Source organism: Acidovorax sp. GW835-FHT14B10 (assembly GCF_058793725.1).
The window spans coordinates 19,369-40,120 of record NZ_JBXAGC010000028.1 but is presented as its reverse complement, the minus strand read 5'-3'; the positions used below and the strand labels follow the sequence as shown (position 1 = coordinate 40,120).

Genomic DNA, 20,752 nt, shown 5'->3' with positions numbered 1-20,752 from the left:
GACTTTTCGGCAGGATTGCGGCCCTGCCTAGCTGGGGCGAAACTAGCTACGATTTACGCGGGTTGGTTCATGCCTTCAAAAAGCATCTTGCGCGAGACTTTCTCCAGTGAATCGCAGGAAAGCATGTCGTACATGATTTGAGCCAGTCTCCATGCGGCAAGGTTGCATTCTTCTTCGGGATTTTTGGGGTCTTCGGGCGCCACCTGCTGAAGCAGCGATAGAGCCAAAGCGTGCAATTGGTCGCGGCGCTCCTCAAACCCGTCAATTACATAGTTGTAGGTAGCTGCCCTTGCAGGTGATTGATTTACAGTCTCAGTAGCCATTTTCAAAGCTCCGTTTTGATGATGGTTAGGGGCTGCTCTGGTGTTGCTGCACCTTGCGGCCCCGCCTTTGCCCCGGTCAGTCCGCGCCGGGGCTTCGCGGATTCATGCGTGCTCCAGATGCACCACGGCGCGGCAACCCACGGCCTGGGCATAGCGCTGCAAACTGCGCAGGGAAGGGGCGGCCTTGCCACCCTCCAGGCGGGCTACGGTGCTTTGCGTGGTGCCCATGCGCTCGGCTACGTCAGCTTGCGTCAATCCGGCCTTAGTGCGTGCTGCAATGAGTTCACGCGCCACGGCAAATTCATCCGCCTGGGCGTCATAGGCGGCGCGAGTAGCAGCACTGGCCAGCAGCTCGGTTTTCAGGGTCTTGAGATTCTTCATTGGTGCGCCTCCAGTCGTTTCAGGGCGGTTTCTATGGCCTTTCGGGGCGTGGTCTGGGTCTTTTTCACAAACACATGCAGCACCAGCAGGCGGCGGCCTTGGATTGCGGCATACACAGCGCGGGCAATACCGTCGCGGCCTTGCATCCTCATTTCCCACAGCTTGCTTTCCAGTGGACGGATATGCGGCAAGCCAACGCGCTGCGGCCCAAATTCCTCCAGTAGTTCGGCGATGTGCACAAACCGGGCTTGCATGTCGGATGGCAGCGCGGTTAGCTCAGGCTCGGCCTGCGGGTGTAGCGTGACAGTCCATTGATTCATATTATCGCTTTTTTGCTATTTTTCTGCAACTACGCGCAGCCTGCCCGGCTCGGCCTTTGCGTCGAACTGCACCCCTGCCAGGGCCAGAATGTGCGCCTCTATCTGCTCCAGAAACGGGCGCAGGGCGTCAATACTGCGCGGCCTGTAGCCCTCAGCGGTTGCGCTCGGCTTGTGCCCCATCACTTGGGCGATGGCCCCGGCAGGTGCCCCGGCAGCCTCTCCCAGCAGCGAAAACGAACGGCGCAGACCGTGAAATGTCAGGTGGTCAATGCCAGCGTGTCGCAGTACCTGGGCATGGCTTGCGCGGGCGTCAGTGATTCGCCCGGCCTTGCCAGTGCTGGCAAACACGAACGGCCCCACCCTGGGCAGCGTTGCCAGCAGCTGCGCCATGTAGGGCGTCAGGGGGATGGTGCGGGTACTGTCCACCTTGTCGGCAATGGTCAGCTTGCGCCACTGAAAATCCACGTTCGCCCATGTCATGGCTGCCAGTTCTTCACGGCGTGCACCGGTCAGCAGCAAGGCGCGCAGGTAGGCGCTTGCGGTGCGGTTGCTCAGTTGCTCCACGCCAGCCCACCAGCCGGGCACCTGGGCGGCTTCCAGGGCGTCGGTGCGGCGGGTATTGCTGGGCAGGTTCTCCACGATGGCAGCGGCCTTGCCTGCATCGCGGTCTGTCAGGTTTCGGTACTCCGGGCGGGCGGCGCACCAGCGCAGAAAGCCCCGGAACATCATCAGGGCGCGGGCGGCTTGGTGCTTACCTGCCACAGCTTCGCGGTCGTACCAGCTTTTCAGCGTGTCCTCGTTCACAGCGGCCAGCGGCAGTACCAGCAGCGGATACAGCGGCCCCGGCCTTGTCAGCCCCTGCCCTCGCTTTTTCTTTTCGCCACCGGGCGCGGCCATCGCTTCAATGTCGGCACGGTAGCGGGGCTTCCATGCGTCCTTACGCTTTGGCTTGCCGTTCTCCAGATACAGCGGCCACACATCGCCCACGGTCAGGGCTTTGGCAGTCGCTGCGGCCTTTGCTGCGGCCTTGTCTGCCAGTTGCTGGCGCTCAAGTTCTCGGGGGTCAATTCCACCGTCCACCAACTGCGCAAGCCTAGTCGCCTCTCTCCGGGCGGTTTTTGCGTCTCTACCGCCTGCGGGGGCATCGAGCGGCCAAGACTTCACATCACCGATAGTGATTCGGATAGTGGCCCCGTTCAGGCGCGATTCAAACACGTAGGTTTTGCGGCCCGTGGGCGTCACGCGCAGCGCAAGGGCGGGGGCTTCGGTGTCCCATAGGAAAGCCTGGGATTTACCAGCCGGGCAGGTGAAGGCGTCAACCCGGCCAGCGGTCAGCCTCACGCGGTTTTGTTGCTTGCTCATGGCGCCCCTCGGAATCTGTAGGCAATCTGTAGGCAAATTTGCTAGAAATTGCCGAATTTCAATCAACGATTAAGCTGTGTACCTATCCAGTCAAAAGCCTGTAAATTGTTGATTTATATAGATTTTATCAGCACCAATCAACGGGGGGAAATACACCATTCCCCTCATTCGTAATGAGAAGGTCGGGTGTTCGATTCATCTCTCCGGCACCAAGTCAGTAAAAACCCCGCTATCGAAAAGGTAGCGGGGTTTTTATTTTTGCGTTCGATGCAAGACGATTTTTTACGGAAAGTCTCCGGACATCGAGAAAGCCCCCCCCGACAACATTCACCTGCCAGTGGCCTCATCCCGCGTCTCCCGTTCGGAACTGTCGAAATCTTGCCAGCGCAGGTTACCGCGCAGCCCCCCTCCACGAAAAGGGGCCGCACACGGCGGCCCCAATGTTTACTACCAGTCCAATAGCCAATAACGCTTGACTGGCAGGCGCCAGGTTTCATTTCGGCGTGAAATGCCTTATGCCCCGGGCGCCCTGCCCCTTCACGGGAAGGTGAAGTTGGTGGTAGTGCTGCTTCCGGCGGCGAGTACGGGCAGCACGGCGTCCTTGTCGGCGAAGCCAAGTCGGCTGGCGCGCAGGGTATACCGGGCGGCCGCCTGCGTGTTGGCAGCAAATACCAACGGCGCGGGCGCCGCAGCATAAGCGGCAACGAGCGGTGCATTGACCGGCAGCGAGAAAGCATAGGCACCTGTGACGCTGTCCACATACTGCCCGTCGATTTCCACGGTGTTACCCGCCAGCGACTGCAGGGCGCGCACCAGGGTATCCGCCGGTGCAGTACCGGTTGCGCTGGCGCTGGCCGATGCAGCCAGGGCGATGGGCAATGCAGCACTGGCCACCGGAGTCACGGTTTCCGCCACCACAGGCACACCCGTCACCACGGCGGAGGTACGGCCGGAAGCCGCCATGACCAGGGTGTAGTTGCCCGGGGCCACCGGTTGCAGCAGGAACTTGCCGGTGCTGTCAGGCACGGTCGCCTTCACGATGGTGCCGTTGAGTTGCAGCGACACCCGCGTAGCGCCAGCACCCAATGCCGGATCGACATACCCCTGCACACCCGACACATAGCGCGGAATGACCGTCACCACCGGCTTGAGCAGGTACTGGCCCGAACCGCCGGCCCGAACCACCGACTTGCAGGCATCGAAGTCCAGCACGAAATCGGCCATCTTGTTCTCGGCGATATCGATATTGATGTTGGTCTTGACACCCGACTGCTGGCCGCTGGGGGTCTTGAGCGCCACCTCACTCTCCCCGGTGGGCATCACCGAATTGGCCAGCGGTTGGGTGGTGCTGTTGTCAGCCAGCACCAGGCGCATCTGGGTGTACTTGCCCGCAGGCAGGGGAATCTGCCCCAGCTCCATCAGCACTCCATTGGTGAGACTGAGAAGGTCCACCCGACGGGCGGGGTTCAACACGATCTCGGACCAGCCGGCATCCGCGTCATCGGCGCTGCTGCTCTGGTGGACACGAATTTTCGAGACCGTCACGTTAACGGTGTCATAGCCACAGCTAGGCGCATCGGTCAACGCCAGACGCAGCGTGCCGCTGCCGGCGGTGTTGTCACCGCCCCCGCCCCCGCAGGCAGCCAAGCCAGTAAGCAGGACGGCACCCGCAGCGAATTTCAGATTTTGGAGCAATTTCATGTTGGACCTCTCGGGTTGGCGCGCTACCAGAACAGCGCACGTGGATGTGAATTTTTCACATCAAGAGAGTAAATGCCCCAAAACCCCGAACCTGTAGGACAAAGCCTTTAGCGGTGCAACAAACGTGACAACATGCGAACGAATGGTGCGACTGAATTGCCTACATGGTCCGCCCAAGGAGAACAAGCTTCTGCGTCGTGATGGTCTGAAGGATTTGCCGCCTTCCTTCCATCGGGGCGGTTGGCGCAGTGGTTGCTGCTGCTGCCCATGATGGCTATTCGCGGCTGGACTCCTATCTCCGGGATGCACTCAAGGTACTGGCGATTCATCGGAATTTCCCAACCCGGTTTGATGCAACGACCGGTTGAATACGCCGCGGAAGTAGCTCCAGGCGCAAACAACGCCCACCTTTCGGCATTTATTCATCTTGCCCCGCGCCCATCTCCGGAAACAGCACCTCGGTATATCCAAACTGCGCAAAGTCACGCACCCGCATGGGATACAACGTGCCCATCAGATGATCGCATTCGTGCTGCACCACGCGGGCATGAAATCCTTCCACTGTCCGGTTGATCGGATCGCCATAGGGATCCAACCCCATATAGCGAATGCGCGACCAGCGCGGCACCTTGCCACGCAATCCTGGCACCGACAGGCACCCCTCCCAGTCTTCATCTTCCGCATCGCCCACCGGGTCGATCACCGGATTGACAAGCACCGTGGGCGGCACCAGCGGCTGATCAGGGTAACGGGGATTGGGGTTGGCAGAGCCAAAAATCACGACCTGGAGATCGACACCGATCTGGGGAGCGGCCAAACCCGCACCGTTGACGGAGCGCATTGTTTCGAGCATATCGCGCACCAACCGATGCAGCGCATCGGTATCAAATTCAAGGACCGGCTGAGCGATGCGCAACAAACGCGGATCGCCCATTTTCAAGATGGTGTGAATGGTCATGAGAACGCGCCCCTCAACAGCAACAGTTCAAGGCGGGCATGGTTGAATAGTGAAGCATAACGCGTGCGCAACGCCATTGCCCCCATGCACAATTGCATTCAATGGCCTCACCCACCAACGATCCTCCAGACACCCAGATGCCCAGGGAGCTACCGCTACCGTTGCGCTGGTTACTGAAGATCTTTGCGGTCCTGTGCCTGATTCTGGGTCTGGTGGGCGTATTTGTGCCCGGGCTGCCAACCACCGTTTTCATCCTCATGGCCGCCTGGGCCGCAGCCCGCTGTTCGCCGGCACTGTATCGATGGCTTTGGCATCATCGCCTGTTTGGCCCCATGCTGCGCAACTGGGCCAATGGTGGCTGCGTGAGCCGCCGAGCCAAGTGGAGTGCCACCTTGATGATGGGACTGAGCAGCATCATTCTGTCGTTCACTCAAGCACCCCTCTGGGCCTTGGTGCTGGCCAGCATTTGCATGGCCTGCGTACTGGCATGGCTGTGGCGAAGACCTGAGCCTGCTCGGAATTCAGCCTGATGCATGCCATTCACGCCTTCACGCAGAAATGCGCATTTTTATGTATATAATTTAAGTCTTGTTCCTCGATAGCTCAGTCGGTAGAGCGCCGGACTGTTAATCCGTAGGTCCCTGGTTCGAGCCCAGGTCGAGGAGCCAACTAACTTTCGTTGAAAAGACGATATGAATCAAGCACTTAGGCTCATCGTCTAAGTGCTTTTTTCATTTCTGCCCTGCCCCAAAAGCCCCTTCCAAGAGGCCCATGGGACACTGGCGGGACACTGGCCGACAACTCACGTCGACAGATCGCCACTTTTCACGATAGTATTTGGCCGTGCTTGATGCACAGCGTTGAAACGCTGGACTCCCAGTCCAGCGTGGAGCCCTCCCTTCCACTAGCTGCTAGGTTCCGACCTAGACCGTGGTTGTTCATACCTTTCCAAGGAACGCTGATGGCCACCATCGAGACCCGCCTTGCCGAAGACGGCACCAAGACCTTTCGCGTCAAAGTACGCCTCAAGGGCCAACTCCCTCAACAAGCATCCTTCACCCGATTGACTGACGCCAGACGCTGGGCGCAGTCCACTGAAGCCGCCATGCGTGAAGGCCGGCACTTCAAGGTGCAGGAGGCCCGCCGCAAAACCCTGGCGGACCTGATTGACCGCTACCTCCGGGACGTGCTGCCCCAGCGTCCGAAGAACGCCAGCAACACCAGCCGCCACCTGCTCTGGTGGAAAGCCCAACTCGGCTACCGCGTGCTGGCAGACATTCAGCCGGCGCACATTGCCGAATTCCGCGATCAGCTTTTGTCCACCCCGACCGACCGAGGTACCCGCAGGGCCAACGCCACAGTACAACGCTACCTCGCAGCGATCTCGCACGCATACAACATTGCCATCAAGGACTGGGGCTGGGTCGATGAAAACCCGGTGGCAAAAATCACCAAGCCACGCGCGGCACGCGGCAGGGAGCGCTTCCTGTCCGATGAGGAGCGGGACCGCCTGCTGTCAACGTGCAAAGCATCCAGGAGCCAGTTCCTGTACCCCGTGGTGGTGCTGGCCATATCCACCGGCATGCGGCGCGGCGAAATCATGGGACTGCGCTGGAAGCAGGTGGACCTGGCAAACAGCTGCCTGCGGCTGTCTGAAACCAAGAATGACACCAGCCGCTCCATCCCTCTGGCGGGGCTGGCGCTGACCCTGATGGCCCAACTCTCGAAGGTGCGCCGCATCGACTCTGAGCTGGTGTTCTACGGCAGGGACAAGGCGCAGCCCATCGACCTGAAAAAGCCCTGGGAAACCGCGCTGCGCAAGGCGGGCATCGACGACTTCCGCTTCCATGATCTGCGCCACAGCGCTGCCTCATACCTCGCCATGAACGGTGCCACCACCGTGGAAATTGCGGCGGTGCTGGGGCACAAGACGCTGCAGATGGTCAAGCGCTACAGCCACCTCGCCAACAGCCACACGGCCAGCGTGGTGGCGTCCATGAATCGCAAAATATTTGCACATCCAGAAGGCGAGACGCGCGCCGTCAAGATGATCAATCAGTGACGGCACTCGACAGGGGTTGACCTGTCACCGCAAAGCTCGCTACACTGCCTCCCGTGCACTAACTATGCACCTGCGACGAAGCCATTTGCCACCCGGCACTTGGTGGAGCTTAAGTCCACTTCGGTTCAACAACCGGAGTGACCAGAGTCCACCAACGTGAAGGAATGCCAAATGGCTTTTCTCTTTTCTGGTCCTGCTTCCGACCAGCCCCAGCCCAAACCACGCCGTATCGCGCGTGCGCAGCAAGCTCCTCAAAACCACCCTGCCCCCGCGCAATCCAGCGCACCTGCCGCCAGCGTAGCGCCCACCCGGCTCATCCCGCTGACAGACTGGAACCAGCACCACGCGTGGCCGCCCATCGGTGGCCTGCGACACCTCGTTTTTTTTGAGCGCACCAACGGCTTTCACAAGGTCGTGCGCCGCGTCGGCCGTCGCGTCCTGATCGACGAGGCGGCGTTTTTTGCATGGGTCAACAGCAACAACGGGGGTGCCAAATGAGTCTCCCCCGCCAACCCTTGATCAACGATGCCGACATCTTGATGGGCGCACACGTTTCTGACGATCTCAGCCAAGTACAACCGGAGAGTTTTCATCCGGAATTGCTCGTGCAGACTGCAATTTCCAAACTGGAAGGGCTGCGTGTTGTGCTCGTGCACCGGACCATCGGCGAGTTTACGGTCATGCCCTGCATTCCCGGCTCAGATAGGTTTCCGAAGCCTGTGCCGATTGGCAAACGTGGCGTCGGCTGGCTCGAATCCTCCGTGAATGCCTGGATTGACGCACGCGTCTCCGCATCGAAGAGCAAGGGGGTCTAACATGACACGCTCGTCCCCCAAACAAGTCGCCGGCACGATTGCATTGCCACAAAACGCAAAGGTCCAGCTCACCAAATGGACCGCAAACCAGCCTATCACCAAGAAAATTTATTTGACCCCGGAGGGTAAAGTCGAAAAAGTCTCGACAGCCGCCCAGTTGTACGAGGGCCAGGTTAGCCTGATCGAATGCTCGCCCTCTCAGTTCACGAACGTCCTGAACAAAATCGGACCGAATGACTGCCTCAGCTATGGCATTCCAAAGAACGAGAAAGCAACCACGGTCACAACTCAGCGCAAGTTTGAGGCTGCCGGGAAACCGGCCCACATGATGCCCAGAACAGCCGAAGCCATGTGCTGGCCCGATGGCCCGGGGATTATGCTGATCGACTACGACCCTGAAGGAGATGCCCATTCGCCCGAGGAACTGCTCTCCATTCTTTATGATTGCGGCCCGGCCATCGAGACTGCGGGGCACGTCTGGGCTGCATCGACATCATCATGCCTTTATGACACGAGTGGCAAGGAAATCAAGGGCATCGGCGGGCAGCGTGTGTATATCCTCGTAGCCGATGCGACCGATATTCCCCGTGCGGCTGCAGTACTGGCCAAGCGCACTTGGCTCAAGGGGCACGGTCACATCAAGGTCTCTAAATCGGGCCAGTTGCTGGTGAGGTGCGTGCTGGACACCGCTGTCTTCCAAACCAACCGCATTGACTACTGCGCGCCAGCTATTTGCCAAAAACCCTTGATACAGAAGAAGCCCAAGCCGCAACAGCTTGGCAATGCGCGATTGTTTTGGGATACGAAGGTTGCACTGCCGGAACTGACAGCAGTGGAAGAGATCGAATACAAGCGGCTCGTTTCACACGCCAAGGCTGCGATGAAAGACACGGCTGCAGAGATTCGGACCCGCTACATCCAAGAGCGCTCTGCAGAATTGGTGGCCCAGGGCGTTCCTGAAGCCGAGGCCAACAAGACCATCTCCGAGGCGATTCATGGCCAAGTTCTCGGTCCACATTTTTTTCTGACCACCGAAGAAGGCCAGCAGGTGACGGTCAAGACCCTTTTGGACGATCGCAAACTCTGGCATGGCCAGCGCTTTGCAGACCCTCTTGAGCCGGATTATCACAACGATCACCGGATCGCACGCGCCTTTCTCCTCGGCCCTGGTCGCCCCAACATCTACAGTTTCGCGCACGGTGGCGTCAGGTACGAACTCACCGACCGGAATGTCACGATCCACCTGACCCCAGGCGAGCGTGACCTCTACATGCGCAAGATCGTAGAAGTGCTTCGCAAGCGTGGAGAACTGTATTCCCGTGCGGGGCGCATGGTCGCCATTCGCCACGATGGCACTTTCGAAGCGCAGAACGAGCAAATGTTCCTGACTTTGCTGGATCGCAGCTTCCGCTTTGAGCAGTGGAACGCCGCCAAAAAAACCTACAGCGCAGGCAATGCTCCATTGCCGCTGGCCAAGCAAATTCTGGGATCCAGTGCCGGAGACTTTTCACTGGTGAATACGGTTGTCACTGCACCGATCCTGGTCCCCGGTGCGCAGCGACTGATCGAGACTACGGGGTTTGATGAGGAATCGGGAACTTACGCGATGCTGCCCGATGACATTTGCCAACCCGTCACAACGCCCACGTTGGACGACGTGTTCCAAGCTTTGGGCTTGCTGTGGTCACCTGTACGCCTGTTTCCGTTCGTAGCCCCCATCGACCAGACTGTGATGCTCACCGCCATGTTGACTGCGGTGGAACGCCCCCTTCTGCCCACCGCGCCGGGCTTCGCGTTTGACGCTCCCGTTCAGGGCAGTGGAAAGTCCTTGCTCACCAAGGTCCTTGCTGAACTCAGCGGTACAGAGCCGGTGATGTCGCCACACCCGGGCTCCCAGAGCGACGAGGAAATGCGCAAAACACTCTTCGCCAAGCTGCTTGAAGGCCGTCGCGTCATTGTTTTTGACAACGTGATTGGCGACGTTGATTCGGCCTCACTCGCTGCGGTGCTGACCAGCAAGACGTACAGCGACCGCCTCCTGCAAACCTCAACCAGTCCGCAGGTTCCCACCAATGCCCTCATTTTGCTTTCGGGCAACAACATGACCTTGAAAGGCGATTTGCCTCGCCGCATTCTCAAGTGCCGCATTGATCCGAAGTCAGAGACCCCGCACCAGCGTCAGTTTGATTTCAACCCTGACGAACTGGTGCGCACCCAACGCCAACAGATGGTAGCTGCGGCGCTCACGTTGTTCTTCGGCTACTTGACCTTGGGCAAGGGTGCCCAGTTCGGGAAAGGACGCATGGCCAGCTTCGAGACTTGGGATGATCTGGTCCGCCAAACTGTCTGTTGGCTGGCAGACCTGCAAACACAAGACGCCTTGCCAGTGGGCGACCTCGGCAACGACTGGGTGTTGCCGACGTTGGTAGACCCAATGCAGGCAGTCAACGAGGCTGTCCAAGAGGATCCTGCTCTTTTGCAACTCGGCCGGCTCCTGGATGCATGGGAAAACCAGATTGGTACTGGCATGAGCGCCGCGACCATGTTCACGGTAGGGAATCTGGTCAAAACGCACGGATTCGGCAAGAGCTCCTCGATTGCCAATAACAACCCTGACGCCCCATTCATCTCAGAAGTTCTGTATGAAATCGCTGGCCTCCCCCGCAGCACCGAGATCAACACTAGGAGGCTTGGCAGCTACTTTGCCGAGCATGAAGACCGTGTCTTCCGGGGGCGCGCGCTGCGGCGGGGCGCGAAGCACCAGGGTTCGATCCAATGGTGGGTTGAAAAGATCAGTGAGTCTTGTGAGTCAACTTCGGACAACTCCAAAAAATGTGCCACTCCAAAGGCGAAAGGATAGGGGCTCAAGCAAGTCACCAAACTCACCAAAACCACGGCGAAAAAAGCGCTTCCGCCACAGCGTCAGCAGCGCCCTTTGAAGCCCGATTCGCCCTGAGCTCATGGTGGGGTGTGGGAGAACTCACTCAGCAGGGCTCAAGCCGGCGATCAAACTCCCGAGCTCCGCATCGGTCAAGGCTTCCAGCCGCCCCCTCTCCGCTACGGCAGTAACGTCTAAGTCCAACTTGACCCGGTCTGTGTAGAACCCCATCAGCTTCCCAACCTCCCTCAACCCCGCAATCATCCCTGCGGGGTTTCTTTGTTCCCGAGCCATCTCCACAGCCCCCAGGAGCCCCGCCAAGACGTTATCCCGGTCGATCCACAGGCGGGTGGCGTCGGCCCTTTGCCGGGCCTCTATGGCGCTGGAAATGGCTACATTCGTTAGCAGCCGGTGCGCCGCCACCCGGGCGCCAGCGGCCCCGTATCCGGCCCGTATGGCAGCCTGTGTGCCGTTCGCATCCACGAGGTATTCGTCGATGAAACGGGCCTGTTTTGCTGTCAGGAGTGTGTTGGCAGACATGTCTCCATTTTAGGTGAATTGCCTAAAAAATAGGCAAATTAAACATGGTTTCATACCCCTGGAATTTCTTCCCAGCACGTGGTGTAGTTTGGTGATTTGCGCTCTTGCAGCATCTGCCACCCCTTGAAGGCCCCCTGGCTTGAGACCCTCAGCGGCAGGCACTGAATGGCCGCGGGGGAGCGCTGTTCGCAGGTCCGCCAGCAGTTGGGAAGCAGCCTGGACAGTCGACGGCTCCAGAGCGCCGATCCACTGCTCACCCTTGCCAAGTAGTTCGAGCGTGATGTCCACGCTTGGGTCTAGTTCCCTGATGGCATGCGAACCCGGCTTGAGAGATGAACTGCGCCCTAGGCAAAAGAGCATTCTTTCCATACCGATCAAGCACCCAGGCAATCAGTTGCCTTGAGGGGCTGGGGTGATCGACGAGGCGGCCAATGCATTGCTCTAAAACAGCCACACTGGCCGACGCCTCTACCGGCAGCCTTCGCCGAAGCACTTCTGCTGCATCGTGTACCGCCGTACCCAACAGGGCCGATGGATGGTCGCCCATTTTTTTCAATACCGGCCGGTCGGTCTCGAAAAAATACCGCAGCCTGCATTCCAAGAACACTCCTAGCTTTGAAGGACTGGCTGGCTTGGTGCGCTCCACCCAAAAAGGCTTATCCATGGTTCAAGCTAGCAGCCAACGCGCGCAGGTCGGCAAACCCGCACGTGCACAATTCATGCAGCTCTGGACCGCAGCCCAGCCATTACTTCTCCCATACGCCGCGAAAGCTCAAAAGTGCTGGCGAATTCAACCTGATGCCCGTCAAGGCACAGGCCTTCGATCTCGGGATTTTGTTCAGCGACAGCATCGTGATCCCAGAAAGGATGAAGAATGGCGGCCCATTTTTTGGGCCCGATTTCAATCAGGGGGATGTTCCCGGATCTACGCACTCCACTCCCGTACAGCGATGCGCCTTCAGAGGCCAGCTTCCAGGCGTTGTCGCGCCAGTCCTCTAAGCTGGCAGCGGAAAAATCCCCCCCCAAGCCGGCGTCGTAGTTGTCGTCTAAAAGCAGTCGGATTGCGTCCAGCCCAAGCCTCCAATCGAGTAGACCATGGTAGGCCTGATTGCCGTATCGGTGAAGGCACTTATAGCAGCCCTGCAAGCAATCCGAACGGTGGCTATGTTCGAGCAGCTCGGCCACCTCGGGTACAGCGGGAGTGCGGATCAGCACTTTCATCACTTCGACAATGATCGGGTACCCGCTCGCGCCAAGCTGGCTCAGCCTGTTGCAAAGGCCAGATCCATTGACCAGCTGATCCGCCATTTGAATCACGGGCATAAATCGGCCGTCCGGAAGGATTTGCACCCGCGGCTCGAGGATTTCTATTTCATCCGGATCGATGTCCAACAATTCGCGGGACGCGTAGTCGACGATCAAAAAAGCTGCCGAAAGTGCAGCCGCGCGGAATCCGGGCGTGAGCCGGGACATCGCTGCACCGAGTTTTGCCGGCCGAAGTAGCTGAAGCCCCGTTGGAATACGAGCAGCCATGAGCGCCAAAGAATCGGTCACCTTTGGCGAAGAAAGGTAGAACCCAGACTCGGTTGTCCCATCAGGGGTGAAGCGCGCGTCCAACGGACTCTCACCCAAATCCGCAGCCCGGGCCTCGCGGTCAAGCCACACCCCATTAGCAAAAATCGACTGAGTCGAGCCCCCCACACGCAAAGGGATGCGCAAGCTGCCGCGGTCTGCGTTGAAGCCGCTCCATTCGTTGTTGGCATACTCCCCACGGTTGATGCGGTGGACCCATGCCTGGGGATTCAGCTGTATGGTGGCGTTAGTCCCTGGCGTTTGCTCTGCATAGATCGCAAGAGCTTCCGCGAGCGAGGATCGGCTCTGTTTGGTTGCCGATTGGTCGGCATCATCATCTGCCCGCTTTGCCACAAGCGAGGTGATAAACCCGCGCGGCACAAAGCACCGGTACTGTTTGCCCGCCCCTAATTCGGCCTTGCAGCCCTTGCACGTTTCGCCTGCCGCACCAGCAGGACCCCATGATCCACAAACGCCACACTCCGACATGAGCCTGAGCTCGCCTAAATCAGCGGGCGTTGAATCGAAGGAACTCGGCTGCAAATGCCGTGGCATAAGCGAGCCCGAGAAGCCCGCCGTAAAGTATCGGCGCTTGTCTTGAATCAAAAACTTGCCTGGCGCAAACTCTTGAATGGCCACATCGAGGTCGCGGTCCATGTCAGCGAAGTTGATCTTTTTTCGACTATCGCGGAAGGGACGTGTAAGCAATTGACGGGTCCGCGTAGGCATTCCATACATCGGGAATCTGCCATGCTCAGCAAGCGCTTCAGCGAGGCCTTTCTCACCCATTGCCGGATCGGCAAGCACCATTGCGATATCCGCCATCACGCTTTCGACGGTCAGTTCGGACACGATGGCCTGAAGCCGAGCTTTGTCACCCTGCGCGCATGCTGAAGAGAACCCGTCGCGCTCCGCTACGGTTGCTGCGAGGGCCGATCGAATTAATGGAAACCAAGCAGCCTGCCGAGTGCTCAGCCACGCGACCTGAAAGAGCTCGCCGTGGTTATCTGGTTTCCCGCGATGCTCATCTCCCGCCCATTTGCGTCCCGCAGCGATCTCGGCACGGCGCAGATGCCTAAACGCGGCTACAAGCCATCCCTTTCGGACCAAACGCTGGGCAATCATCTCCAAGCCTGTTGTCAAGAAAGGTGGCGGCGGGAGATCCCCAGTGATTTTTTCCGCATGTCGAAAATAATGGAGGTCGTGGCTTTTGCTCCGGCAGACCGTCAGCACAAACGAGAATGCTTGTCCGCGCCGTCCGGCGCGGCCTACCCGCTGCTGGTAGTTGAACCGCTGCGGAGGCATATTCGCTTGAAAAACGGCCCGTAGGTCTCCTATATCGACGCCTACCTCCATCGTCGTCGTGACAGACAGCACATCCACCACCCGCGCTGCCCTGTCTAAAAGTTGGTCGGCCGGCAACGGACCAAACCCCGCAGGCAAGATGTCATCGTCGTCTGCGATCAAGATTCCCTTGAACCTGCGCAGCCTTGCTGCAGGGTTAACGGTCATCCCAGTCAATTCCTCTACCCGCATCCTGCGGATTCCGCTTGCAGACTGGATTCTTTTCCCGAGGAAGTTCGCAAGGCGAAGGTCGCCAGCTTCGCCAGAAGTGACATCGGGCAAAGCTTTGTAGCAGCGGGTGCAAATTCCTGCACCGAAGTGCATATGTACGCGCCCGCAATGCGCGCATCGCCAGTACGAACTACGAGGATCGGAAACCTTGAAGTGAATCTTCGCTATTTCAATCAATCCATCCGGATGTCCGGAAGTTTGAAGCTCCGCAAGAAAACCGTTTACCAGATCGCGCGCTTCTCCGCCAAATAGGTTGCACCTGGCTTCGGCGAAGCGATAGAGGCGGTTTTTTGGATGTACTTCGTTCGCAGAAAGCCACGGCGTGTCATTCCCAAAATACTGTGAAGGCTTCACTCGGTTGGCGTCTGCGAGCACACGTACCATTGCATCAAAAACGGCCAAGTCCGAGCGAGTCTTTCCTGCATGGACGGGCAAGCAGGTGAATCCCCAGCCAGCTTCTTCCAAAGCGAAGTACGTCTTGCTGAAAACGGTTTCGGCGACGTGCCTCTTGAGGTCAGACGCGATGGCTTTGCGGGCCGAATCCAGCTCAGGCTCGTACGATGCACTCTCTCGCCAGACCCACTCATTCTTTATCCCGCGCGCGAACAGCTGCTGCCATGCAAATGTCACGGACGATCCGGAAACCTTGGACGGATCAGGGACGGGAGTGATCCCAGTACGGTCGGTAGGATGGATTCCAGCCTCGACGAGGGCATTAAGAAGCGGCCTTAAAGGCGCCCCAGCAACCGGGACGTCTGGTTCAAGCACAGCACCTAGGGAGATACTGTCGGTGCCACTTGCAGCTTTTTTTGCACGGAGCGCCAAGCGCTCCTTGCTCAAAGCGTCAAACTCTTCCTCCTCAGCTGCGCTGAGGACCTCTTTTGCAGCAAGTTCAGCCAACCTGGTTGCGACGCGCTGCAGGGCCTCGGCTATCACAGCTGGGGTGTCTCTCTGCGAATCAAGCTGTTGCAATGCCTCTACCACTATTTGCCGACGAGCGTCATCATGGTGGCCGCCTTCCAAGTCGAACGCCGCTTTTGCTGCATCCTGGCGGCTGTCGGAAAACGTCACCAAGCGCTCTCCGCGGTTCTTCCGCTGCAGTTCGGCCATGAGCGAGCTTGCCAGCAACTGCGTCGTCTTTGCAAAGCCGACTCTGAACCCCCTAATCGGCGAGAGCTTGCCGCGGCCGTGCTTGTACGAGGTGCCGCAAGCAGGGCATTGGAAAGGCAGCGCTGTGCCGGGCGAGCTCGGCGATTCCTGATCGCGCACAGGCTTGCCTCTGAAGTCTGCGGCCGTTACTTTGTAATGCCATCCTGGGATGGAATTCTCAGCAAATCCGCCATCCGCTCCTAGGTCGTGGATGGTTGCGGTGAAGGGGTTGTAGGCGGCTTCCTGCCAGCGCCCGAATGAGTCATCGTCGATAACCTCCTCGTCCCCGGCCGGCCAGAACCGGTCTGTAGTCGGCATGAACACTGTGTAATCTTCGGCCGTCCTCTTGTCGACCATTGCTGATTTGGCCCGCTCCGGAAGGCTCTCCGTATCCGGATCGTTGGGCAGCAGCTCGATCCGGCCACCCAACGGCAGCTCTGACCGCTTGCCGCCAAAGAAGAGGGCAGCGCAGCATTCACAATAAAGAAGATCGACGCGCCGCGTCGCGATCCCTTCGCTGTTTTTCTCTCCATATCGCATTCCTGATTCAACCGTAAGGTCCGAAAACAAGCGGCGCTCTCGCTCTGCTTGCGGGAGGTCCATGGATGCAGGAAGCGGCGCAACAAAAAGTCCCTCAATGGCCCGAAAAAAAGTGTGCGCACGAAAGCGGGGCAGGAGGTCTACCCTTCCTGGTAGAGGTATTCCGAACCATTCGGACCAGCTGTCTGCACTGGCCCGTAGCCAGATCAGAGCTTCGACGGTCTCCACAGCCGCTGGAGCTGGGCCGAAAAGCCTAGCGCTGATGGCGGAAAGCGATGTAGCGCGCATTCCATCGCCTTCTGTGACGCACGCGCTTTCGAGGAGCTGCGCAGCTGCATCAATGGCCCCGAACGCCAAGATACCGGGATCTGCGCTGTTGGTCGGACAGCCCAAGGCCGATGCAACATCGCGCCAAAGCGGCAAGCTGCTATCCAAGGAAGCAGGGGTTTTAGAAAATGATTTCAGCGCGCCAACCGCGCTGCATAGGCCAGACTCGTCGCCGTTGAATACGGTCTTGATGCGTCCATCGCTTTTTCCTCGCACTACGCACCCCGCCCAATCTTCCTTGTTTGCGCCGGCTTGCAGCCCTCCAGTGCCGAACATGCTCCACAGGTAATCGATGCTTTGCGCGCGGTGATCGCCATCCACTGGCAAAGACGCACTGGAGGCGAGTATCCGAAGTTTGTGGTGATGCGCAGCAGAGTCGAGGCCAAGGCGGCTAAGCAAATGCTTCAGTAGGTAGCTCACCTCCGTACCGGCGGAACCGCGTTGCAAATGGAGCTCGTCCAGGACGAGATAGAAATACGCGTCGGGATCAGTTTCAATCCATCGCCGGGTTGCTTCAAAGATCGGCTCGTCCACTTCGCGCACAAGCATGGTTGAAAGCATGCTTGTGTTGGTAATCAAAATGTCAGGGGGGTGGCGCTGCATGTCCCAGCGGCTCACCACTTCGGAACCTGGCACCCGTGGGAAGTTGAACGGCAGCGACTCATCTTTTTGCGACGCCCCCTGAGCAACGGCCGCCGAGTATGTTGCCTCCAACGTGTTCAAGTATTCCCGCAGTTCCGCCGCTTTCCTTGCCGATCTATCTTGTTCTCGCTGATCCCGCAGCCGGGGATGCTCCTGCCATCCCGTTACTTTGGTGGCACTCGTATACCGTCCGAAAAATATCCTATTTCCGTGGAAATGCCTGTCCATCGCGGAGTGCGCAGCATCTGAGTCGAGCGCACGGCGCATTCTCACGAGCTGATCCTCGACCAGGGCATTCATAGGATAAAGAACCATCGCCCGCATAGCCTTGGGTCTTGAGGCCGCCTCGGTAGGGTCGTCGCGCATGTAGGTAGGCTTCGCGCTGCTGCCCGCGTGCCACCAAGGGCTCGAACCGAGCGAGGGGCTCGGCGGCCATGAGGCTGCCTCTTTCGATATCTGCGCGAATATGGGAAGGAGAAAAGACTCAGTCTTGCCGGATCCTGTTCCCGACGTCACCACTCCTGGCTTTCCAGCCTGCACGCCTCGTTCCAACATCTCAAGCTGGTGCCTATAAAGCTTGTACTTTCCCGCCGACGGGTTGTCGTCAGCGCTCGGAATAAGCCCGCTTAAGCACAGGTCGACAAACGCTTCACGCTCCTTGGCATTAAAGCCAGGAAGCCATTTTTCTCCTCCGGGGCCGTTGCGCAAGTCACTGATCGCCAGTCCATAGTCCGCATACTTTGGCATCGGCTCCAAAAACAAGTCGGCGCAAAGAGACCCCTTGTTCTCCAACAATTTCCGCCGACGCGTTTGGATCTCAGGGGGGCCGATTCGGAACGCTGTTTCCAGATACGCGATGTAGAAGTCCCGGATGGATTCGAACGTTTCAATTGGGCTGTTCATCATATGCTCCTAGTTCGCGTCCAAAAATCCGTCCGATCGCCCTGGCGGCTGCGCCATCCCCAACCTCAGCAGCGTAGGGAGAAAGATCAGGCGCAAGCTGTTCCACTTCGCTGCGCAGGTCTGCAGACGCGCGCCTACCGACTGAAAAAGCAAGCTCAGCGATCGCCCGAGCGCGAAGCGCAGAAAAACCCAAAACTTCCGCAGCTAAGCTGGCTTGTGTCCGGACAGCGCTTTGCTTCCCACCGGCTTTTTGCGCCTGTCCGAAAAGCGCGCTCCACACCTCGGCAGAAACAGATGTCGCGTCTACAGGCAATATTGCATTTGGCTCAGATTCATCTCCCCAAGGGCCGTCGGTGTGCAGCAGAGGCATGGACGCGGCAAGGGTGCCTTGAATCGGAAATACACTTTTTCCCGCTTCAAACGTAAGCGCGAAGACCGCCGGCGAGCGGATCGACACGTGGCGAAGGTTGCCTGCCGCATCTTTCCAGCAAATTTCCCTCCTACCATCGCTCGCACCTGGGAGCTCAGCCAGCTCCGGCAGAAGGCATTCAGGGGGTATTCGGTTGGCGCCCCGCAGCTCAATAACAGAAGCGCGGCCGGCCTTTGCTTGGACTTCCAGAAAGGCACCTAGCGTGACTGGCCACCCTCGCGGTCCGGACCGAACCAGCGCCGGGGCATTCATCAGGTCGCTGATGCTAAACATGTCACCACTCACGGCGACTTCGCACAAAACCCCTTCAGATATCAGCGCGGCGAGCACAGCAATAGCCTCGCGGGCGGTTTGGCCAGTAAAACCTATGACGGGCCGCACGGACGCAAGCGCTACTGCGGCCAAGATCATCGTTTCGCTAAGCCCGCTCTGCTCAGCTCTGGCGGTGATAGCGGCGACAAGGGCCCGCTTATTCGGCAAGACCTTGTCGCTTGCCAAAAACGCAGCATTGAAGTCGGCGCTCGAATGATCAGCAGAGATTGCCGGCCCTGCTTGAACGTTTTGCGCTTGCTGCGAAGCCACATTGCTTCCAAAGATTGCTTTGAGCAGCGCCGCATTGGCTAGTGTCTCGAGTCCACCCTCAACAGCTTTGTCAAAGGTATTCTTTATCCTTCGCTCCAAGTCAGCTTCTTGCTGCCGGCCGGCCTTTTTCAACCTATCGAGCTCCGCATTCACAGCTTCTTTTCTGGCTGCCAGGTCCGCTTCAAGAATGCGCCGCTTTTCAGCCAAATCAGCGACCTCTTTCTTCAAGCTCGCTTGCTGCTCCTCATAATCCTTAGCGATGCAGGCTATCTCTGCATCGATTCGAACCTTTATTGCCGGAAGTTCGAGTATTTGTTGGATCGCGTCATCCAAGAAAATTTTCGCATCTGCAGCGTTACTTAAAGTCTCAAGCGCCCGCCCGTGAGCTTGCTGATCCAACGTGGAGCTGCTGAGATTGGCAAAGTTTGCAAGAGCCTGAATCTGCGCCTTCCCAAGGACAGGGACGCCCTCTGAATCCTTTGCATGCTTGAAAAGCCGCTTTATGAGTGTGCCCGACGGTTCACAGTGGTATTTACCGATTCCTGGCGGAAGATCAGGAACCAGTTCCAAACGGGCGGAACTGAGCTCAATGGATGGGAGTTCGCTGAAGCAATCCAGCGGCATATCGAAATTGAACTTCCCCGGATCACTGAGGCCGCCCGGCAAACGGAGTGCAACTCCGTCGGTGAGAAAGAATACCGGGACGATTGCGTGGAGCGGCTTGTAGGCCTCTAAAAGCCATCGCCGGACTTTGTCTGGCTCCTGCGAGGAATAGGGTACCCGGTTGACTGAGTACACCCTTCCCTTGTGCTGTGAAATGACATATCGCGTGGGTTTGTCGGGGCTCTTGAGATCGGCTGTCCAAATGCCTATCTCGCCTTCAGCAAAGCTTCCAGGAATCGAATGGGGCGCTGCAGTTGCGTCCCCGCTTGAGGGAAACAGCCCTTTCGCCTGCATTGGCGAGACTTCCGTCCATTTACCAGCTACCAGAAGCGCAATGGGGCTTACAAAAATGTGCCCCTGTGAGAGCACTTTTTTCACAATGCCAATGAATGGAATCCCGTCGACACTGTCAACCATGCCGGGAACATAGGGCTGGAGCTTTTGAACTGCGCCTGCCGCAATCTGAGCTGGCCGCGACTGCAGGGCGGCAATCACCAGCCCTAGCTTTTGTTCCACTGGGCTGCTACTGGCGCAAAGTTCATCCCTGCGCTGGGCCGCCGTGCGTTCGTCGCGGCGCATTGACGCAAGCATTCCCGATACCAGGGAAGGCAAGGGCCGCAAAGGCGCTACCAGCGGTTTTCCTTCAGCTATTGCAATGCACGAATCCGCGTCTTCCTCAGTAATCTCGACTACAGCTGGGGCGTGGTGATCAACACAGTCGGGGGCAGATTCAGCGTGATGCGTATCAACACCTGCGAGGAACGCTTGAACGACGGGATCATTCTCTCCCCGCGCGTAGATTCGGAGCAGTGTTCGCCATGCCGCTTTGGCGCTATCGGCGTCACCATCGCCTTTACTGGCAGCCTGAATACTCTTCAACGCTGTGGCCGAGTCTGCTAGGTCCTCGAAAACTGCATTTTTCTTGAACCAGTCGCGGACGATCGCTTCTGGCTTGGGCTTGAGCCCTGCCAAAAACCGCACTCGCCGCTCTAGGCCTACCGGCAAGTTGTCAGCTTTCGCCCCCGCGGC

Annotated in this window: 16 protein-coding genes and 1 tRNA gene; 6 read left to right on the top strand and 11 right to left on the bottom strand. The window is 58.5% G+C overall.

Features of this window, described 5'->3' with window-relative positions; translation table 11 throughout:
- Positions 1-53 precede the first annotated feature (53 nt).
- The 6 genes from AC1Q5S_RS18170 to AC1Q5S_RS18145 all read right to left on the bottom strand — a co-directional run bounded on the left by AC1Q5S_RS18170 (position 54) and on the right by AC1Q5S_RS18145 (position 5,045).
- Positions 54-323: a hypothetical protein gene (locus tag AC1Q5S_RS18170; protein ID WP_492239170.1), complete on the bottom strand. Its 270-nt coding sequence runs from the start codon at positions 321-323 to the stop codon at positions 54-56.
- A 102-nt stretch (positions 324-425) separates the two neighbouring features.
- Positions 426-704, bottom strand: coding sequence for a helix-turn-helix domain-containing protein (locus AC1Q5S_RS18165; protein WP_492239169.1), 279 nt, complete (start codon positions 702-704; stop codon positions 426-428).
- A complete protein-coding gene (locus tag AC1Q5S_RS18160; protein ID WP_492239168.1) occupies positions 701-1,024 on the bottom strand; it encodes a type II toxin-antitoxin system RelE/ParE family toxin in 324 nt (107 codons plus the stop codon). Before AC1Q5S_RS18160 ends, AC1Q5S_RS18165 begins: the two co-directional genes overlap by 4 nt.
- A 15-nt stretch (positions 1,025-1,039) precedes the next feature.
- A complete protein-coding gene (locus AC1Q5S_RS18155) occupies positions 1,040-2,386 on the bottom strand; it encodes a tyrosine-type recombinase/integrase (protein WP_492239167.1) in 1,347 nt (448 codons plus the stop codon).
- A gap of 537 nt (positions 2,387-2,923) precedes the next feature.
- Complete coding sequence (locus AC1Q5S_RS18150) at positions 2,924-4,087, bottom strand: DUF4382 domain-containing protein (RefSeq protein WP_492239166.1); 1,164 nt, start codon at positions 4,085-4,087, stop codon at positions 2,924-2,926.
- A gap of 418 nt (positions 4,088-4,505) precedes the next feature.
- Positions 4,506-5,045: a peptide deformylase gene (locus AC1Q5S_RS18145; RefSeq protein WP_303836353.1), complete on the bottom strand. Its 540-nt coding sequence runs from the start codon at positions 5,043-5,045 to the stop codon at positions 4,506-4,508.
- A 101-nt stretch (positions 5,046-5,146) separates the two neighbouring features.
- On the opposite strand from AC1Q5S_RS18145, the gene AC1Q5S_RS18140 reads away from it, so the two are divergent.
- The 6 genes from AC1Q5S_RS18140 to AC1Q5S_RS18115 all read left to right on the top strand — a co-directional run bounded on the left by AC1Q5S_RS18140 (position 5,147) and on the right by AC1Q5S_RS18115 (position 10,782).
- Positions 5,147-5,575: a YbaN family protein gene (locus tag AC1Q5S_RS18140; RefSeq protein ID WP_492239165.1), complete on the top strand. Its 429-nt coding sequence runs from the start codon at positions 5,147-5,149 to the stop codon at positions 5,573-5,575.
- 62 nt (positions 5,576-5,637) lie between these two features.
- Positions 5,638-5,713 (top strand) — tRNA-Asn (locus tag AC1Q5S_RS18135).
- Positions 5,714-6,006: 293 nt separating this feature from the next.
- The gene (locus tag AC1Q5S_RS18130) at positions 6,007-7,107 is read left to right on the top strand and encodes a tyrosine-type recombinase/integrase (RefSeq protein WP_492239164.1); all 1,101 of its coding nucleotides are present in this window, start codon (positions 6,007-6,009) and stop codon (positions 7,105-7,107) included.
- Between the two features lie 171 nt (positions 7,108-7,278).
- On the top strand, positions 7,279-7,605 hold the full coding sequence (locus AC1Q5S_RS18125; RefSeq protein ID WP_492239163.1) for a hypothetical protein: 327 nt from the start codon (positions 7,279-7,281) through the stop codon (positions 7,603-7,605).
- 17 nt (positions 7,606-7,622) lie between these two features.
- On the top strand, positions 7,623-7,922 hold the full coding sequence (locus tag AC1Q5S_RS18120) for a helix-turn-helix transcriptional regulator (protein ID WP_492239162.1): 300 nt from the start codon (positions 7,623-7,625) through the stop codon (positions 7,920-7,922).
- Between the two features lies 1 nt (position 7,923).
- On the top strand, positions 7,924-10,782 hold the full coding sequence (locus AC1Q5S_RS18115; RefSeq protein ID WP_492239161.1) for a hypothetical protein: 2,859 nt from the start codon (positions 7,924-7,926) through the stop codon (positions 10,780-10,782).
- Between the two features lie 120 nt (positions 10,783-10,902).
- On the opposite strand, the gene AC1Q5S_RS18110 is transcribed toward AC1Q5S_RS18115, so the two are convergent.
- From AC1Q5S_RS18110 to AC1Q5S_RS18090, 5 genes are read right to left on the bottom strand one after another with little or no spacing between them, the layout of a single operon-like run.
- Complete coding sequence (locus AC1Q5S_RS18110; protein WP_492239160.1) at positions 10,903-11,340, bottom strand: terminase small subunit; 438 nt, start codon at positions 11,338-11,340, stop codon at positions 10,903-10,905.
- Between the two features lie 50 nt (positions 11,341-11,390).
- Complete coding sequence (locus tag AC1Q5S_RS18105; protein WP_492239159.1) at positions 11,391-11,597, bottom strand: DUF4113 domain-containing protein; 207 nt, start codon at positions 11,595-11,597, stop codon at positions 11,391-11,393.
- A complete protein-coding gene (locus AC1Q5S_RS18100) occupies positions 11,594-12,004 on the bottom strand; it encodes a PD-(D/E)XK nuclease family protein (protein ID WP_492239158.1) in 411 nt (136 codons plus the stop codon). Before AC1Q5S_RS18100 ends, AC1Q5S_RS18105 begins: the two co-directional genes overlap by 4 nt.
- Before the next feature lie 53 nt (positions 12,005-12,057).
- Positions 12,058-18,048: a DEAD/DEAH box helicase gene (locus AC1Q5S_RS18095; RefSeq protein WP_492239157.1), complete on the bottom strand. Its 5,991-nt coding sequence runs from the start codon at positions 18,046-18,048 to the stop codon at positions 12,058-12,060.
- The gene (locus AC1Q5S_RS18090) at positions 18,032-20,704 is read right to left on the bottom strand and encodes a hypothetical protein (RefSeq protein WP_492239156.1); all 2,673 of its coding nucleotides are present in this window, start codon (positions 20,702-20,704) and stop codon (positions 18,032-18,034) included. The genes AC1Q5S_RS18095 and AC1Q5S_RS18090 overlap by 17 nt, the downstream gene beginning before the upstream one ends.
- Positions 20,705-20,752 lie beyond the last annotated feature (48 nt).

Coding starts and splice junctions, on each gene's coding strand:
- AC1Q5S_RS18170 (WP_492239170.1), bottom strand. CDS start 323: ATGGCTACTGAGACTGTAAATCAATCACCTGCAAGGGCAGCTACCTAC.
- AC1Q5S_RS18165 (WP_492239169.1), bottom strand. CDS start 704: ATGAAGAATCTCAAGACCCTGAAAACCGAGCTGCTGGCCAGTGCTGCT.
- AC1Q5S_RS18160 (WP_492239168.1), bottom strand. CDS start 1,024: ATGAATCAATGGACTGTCACGCTACACCCGCAGGCCGAGCCTGAGCTA.
- AC1Q5S_RS18155 (WP_492239167.1), bottom strand. CDS start 2,386: ATGAGCAAGCAACAAAACCGCGTGAGGCTGACCGCTGGCCGGGTTGAC.
- AC1Q5S_RS18150 (WP_492239166.1), bottom strand. CDS start 4,087: ATGAAATTGCTCCAAAATCTGAAATTCGCTGCGGGTGCCGTCCTGCTT.
- AC1Q5S_RS18145 (WP_303836353.1), bottom strand. CDS start 5,045: ATGACCATTCACACCATCTTGAAAATGGGCGATCCGCGTTTGTTGCGC.
- AC1Q5S_RS18140 (WP_492239165.1), top strand. CDS start 5,147: ATGGCCTCACCCACCAACGATCCTCCAGACACCCAGATGCCCAGGGAG.
- AC1Q5S_RS18130 (WP_492239164.1), top strand. CDS start 6,007: ATGGCCACCATCGAGACCCGCCTTGCCGAAGACGGCACCAAGACCTTT.
- AC1Q5S_RS18125 (WP_492239163.1), top strand. CDS start 7,279: ATGGCTTTTCTCTTTTCTGGTCCTGCTTCCGACCAGCCCCAGCCCAAA.
- AC1Q5S_RS18115 (WP_492239161.1), top strand. CDS start 7,924: ATGACACGCTCGTCCCCCAAACAAGTCGCCGGCACGATTGCATTGCCA.
- AC1Q5S_RS18110 (WP_492239160.1), bottom strand. CDS start 11,340: ATGTCTGCCAACACACTCCTGACAGCAAAACAGGCCCGTTTCATCGAC.
- AC1Q5S_RS18100 (WP_492239158.1), bottom strand. CDS start 12,004: ATGGATAAGCCTTTTTGGGTGGAGCGCACCAAGCCAGCCAGTCCTTCA.
- AC1Q5S_RS18095 (WP_492239157.1), bottom strand. CDS start 18,048: ATGAACAGCCCAATTGAAACGTTCGAATCCATCCGGGACTTCTACATC.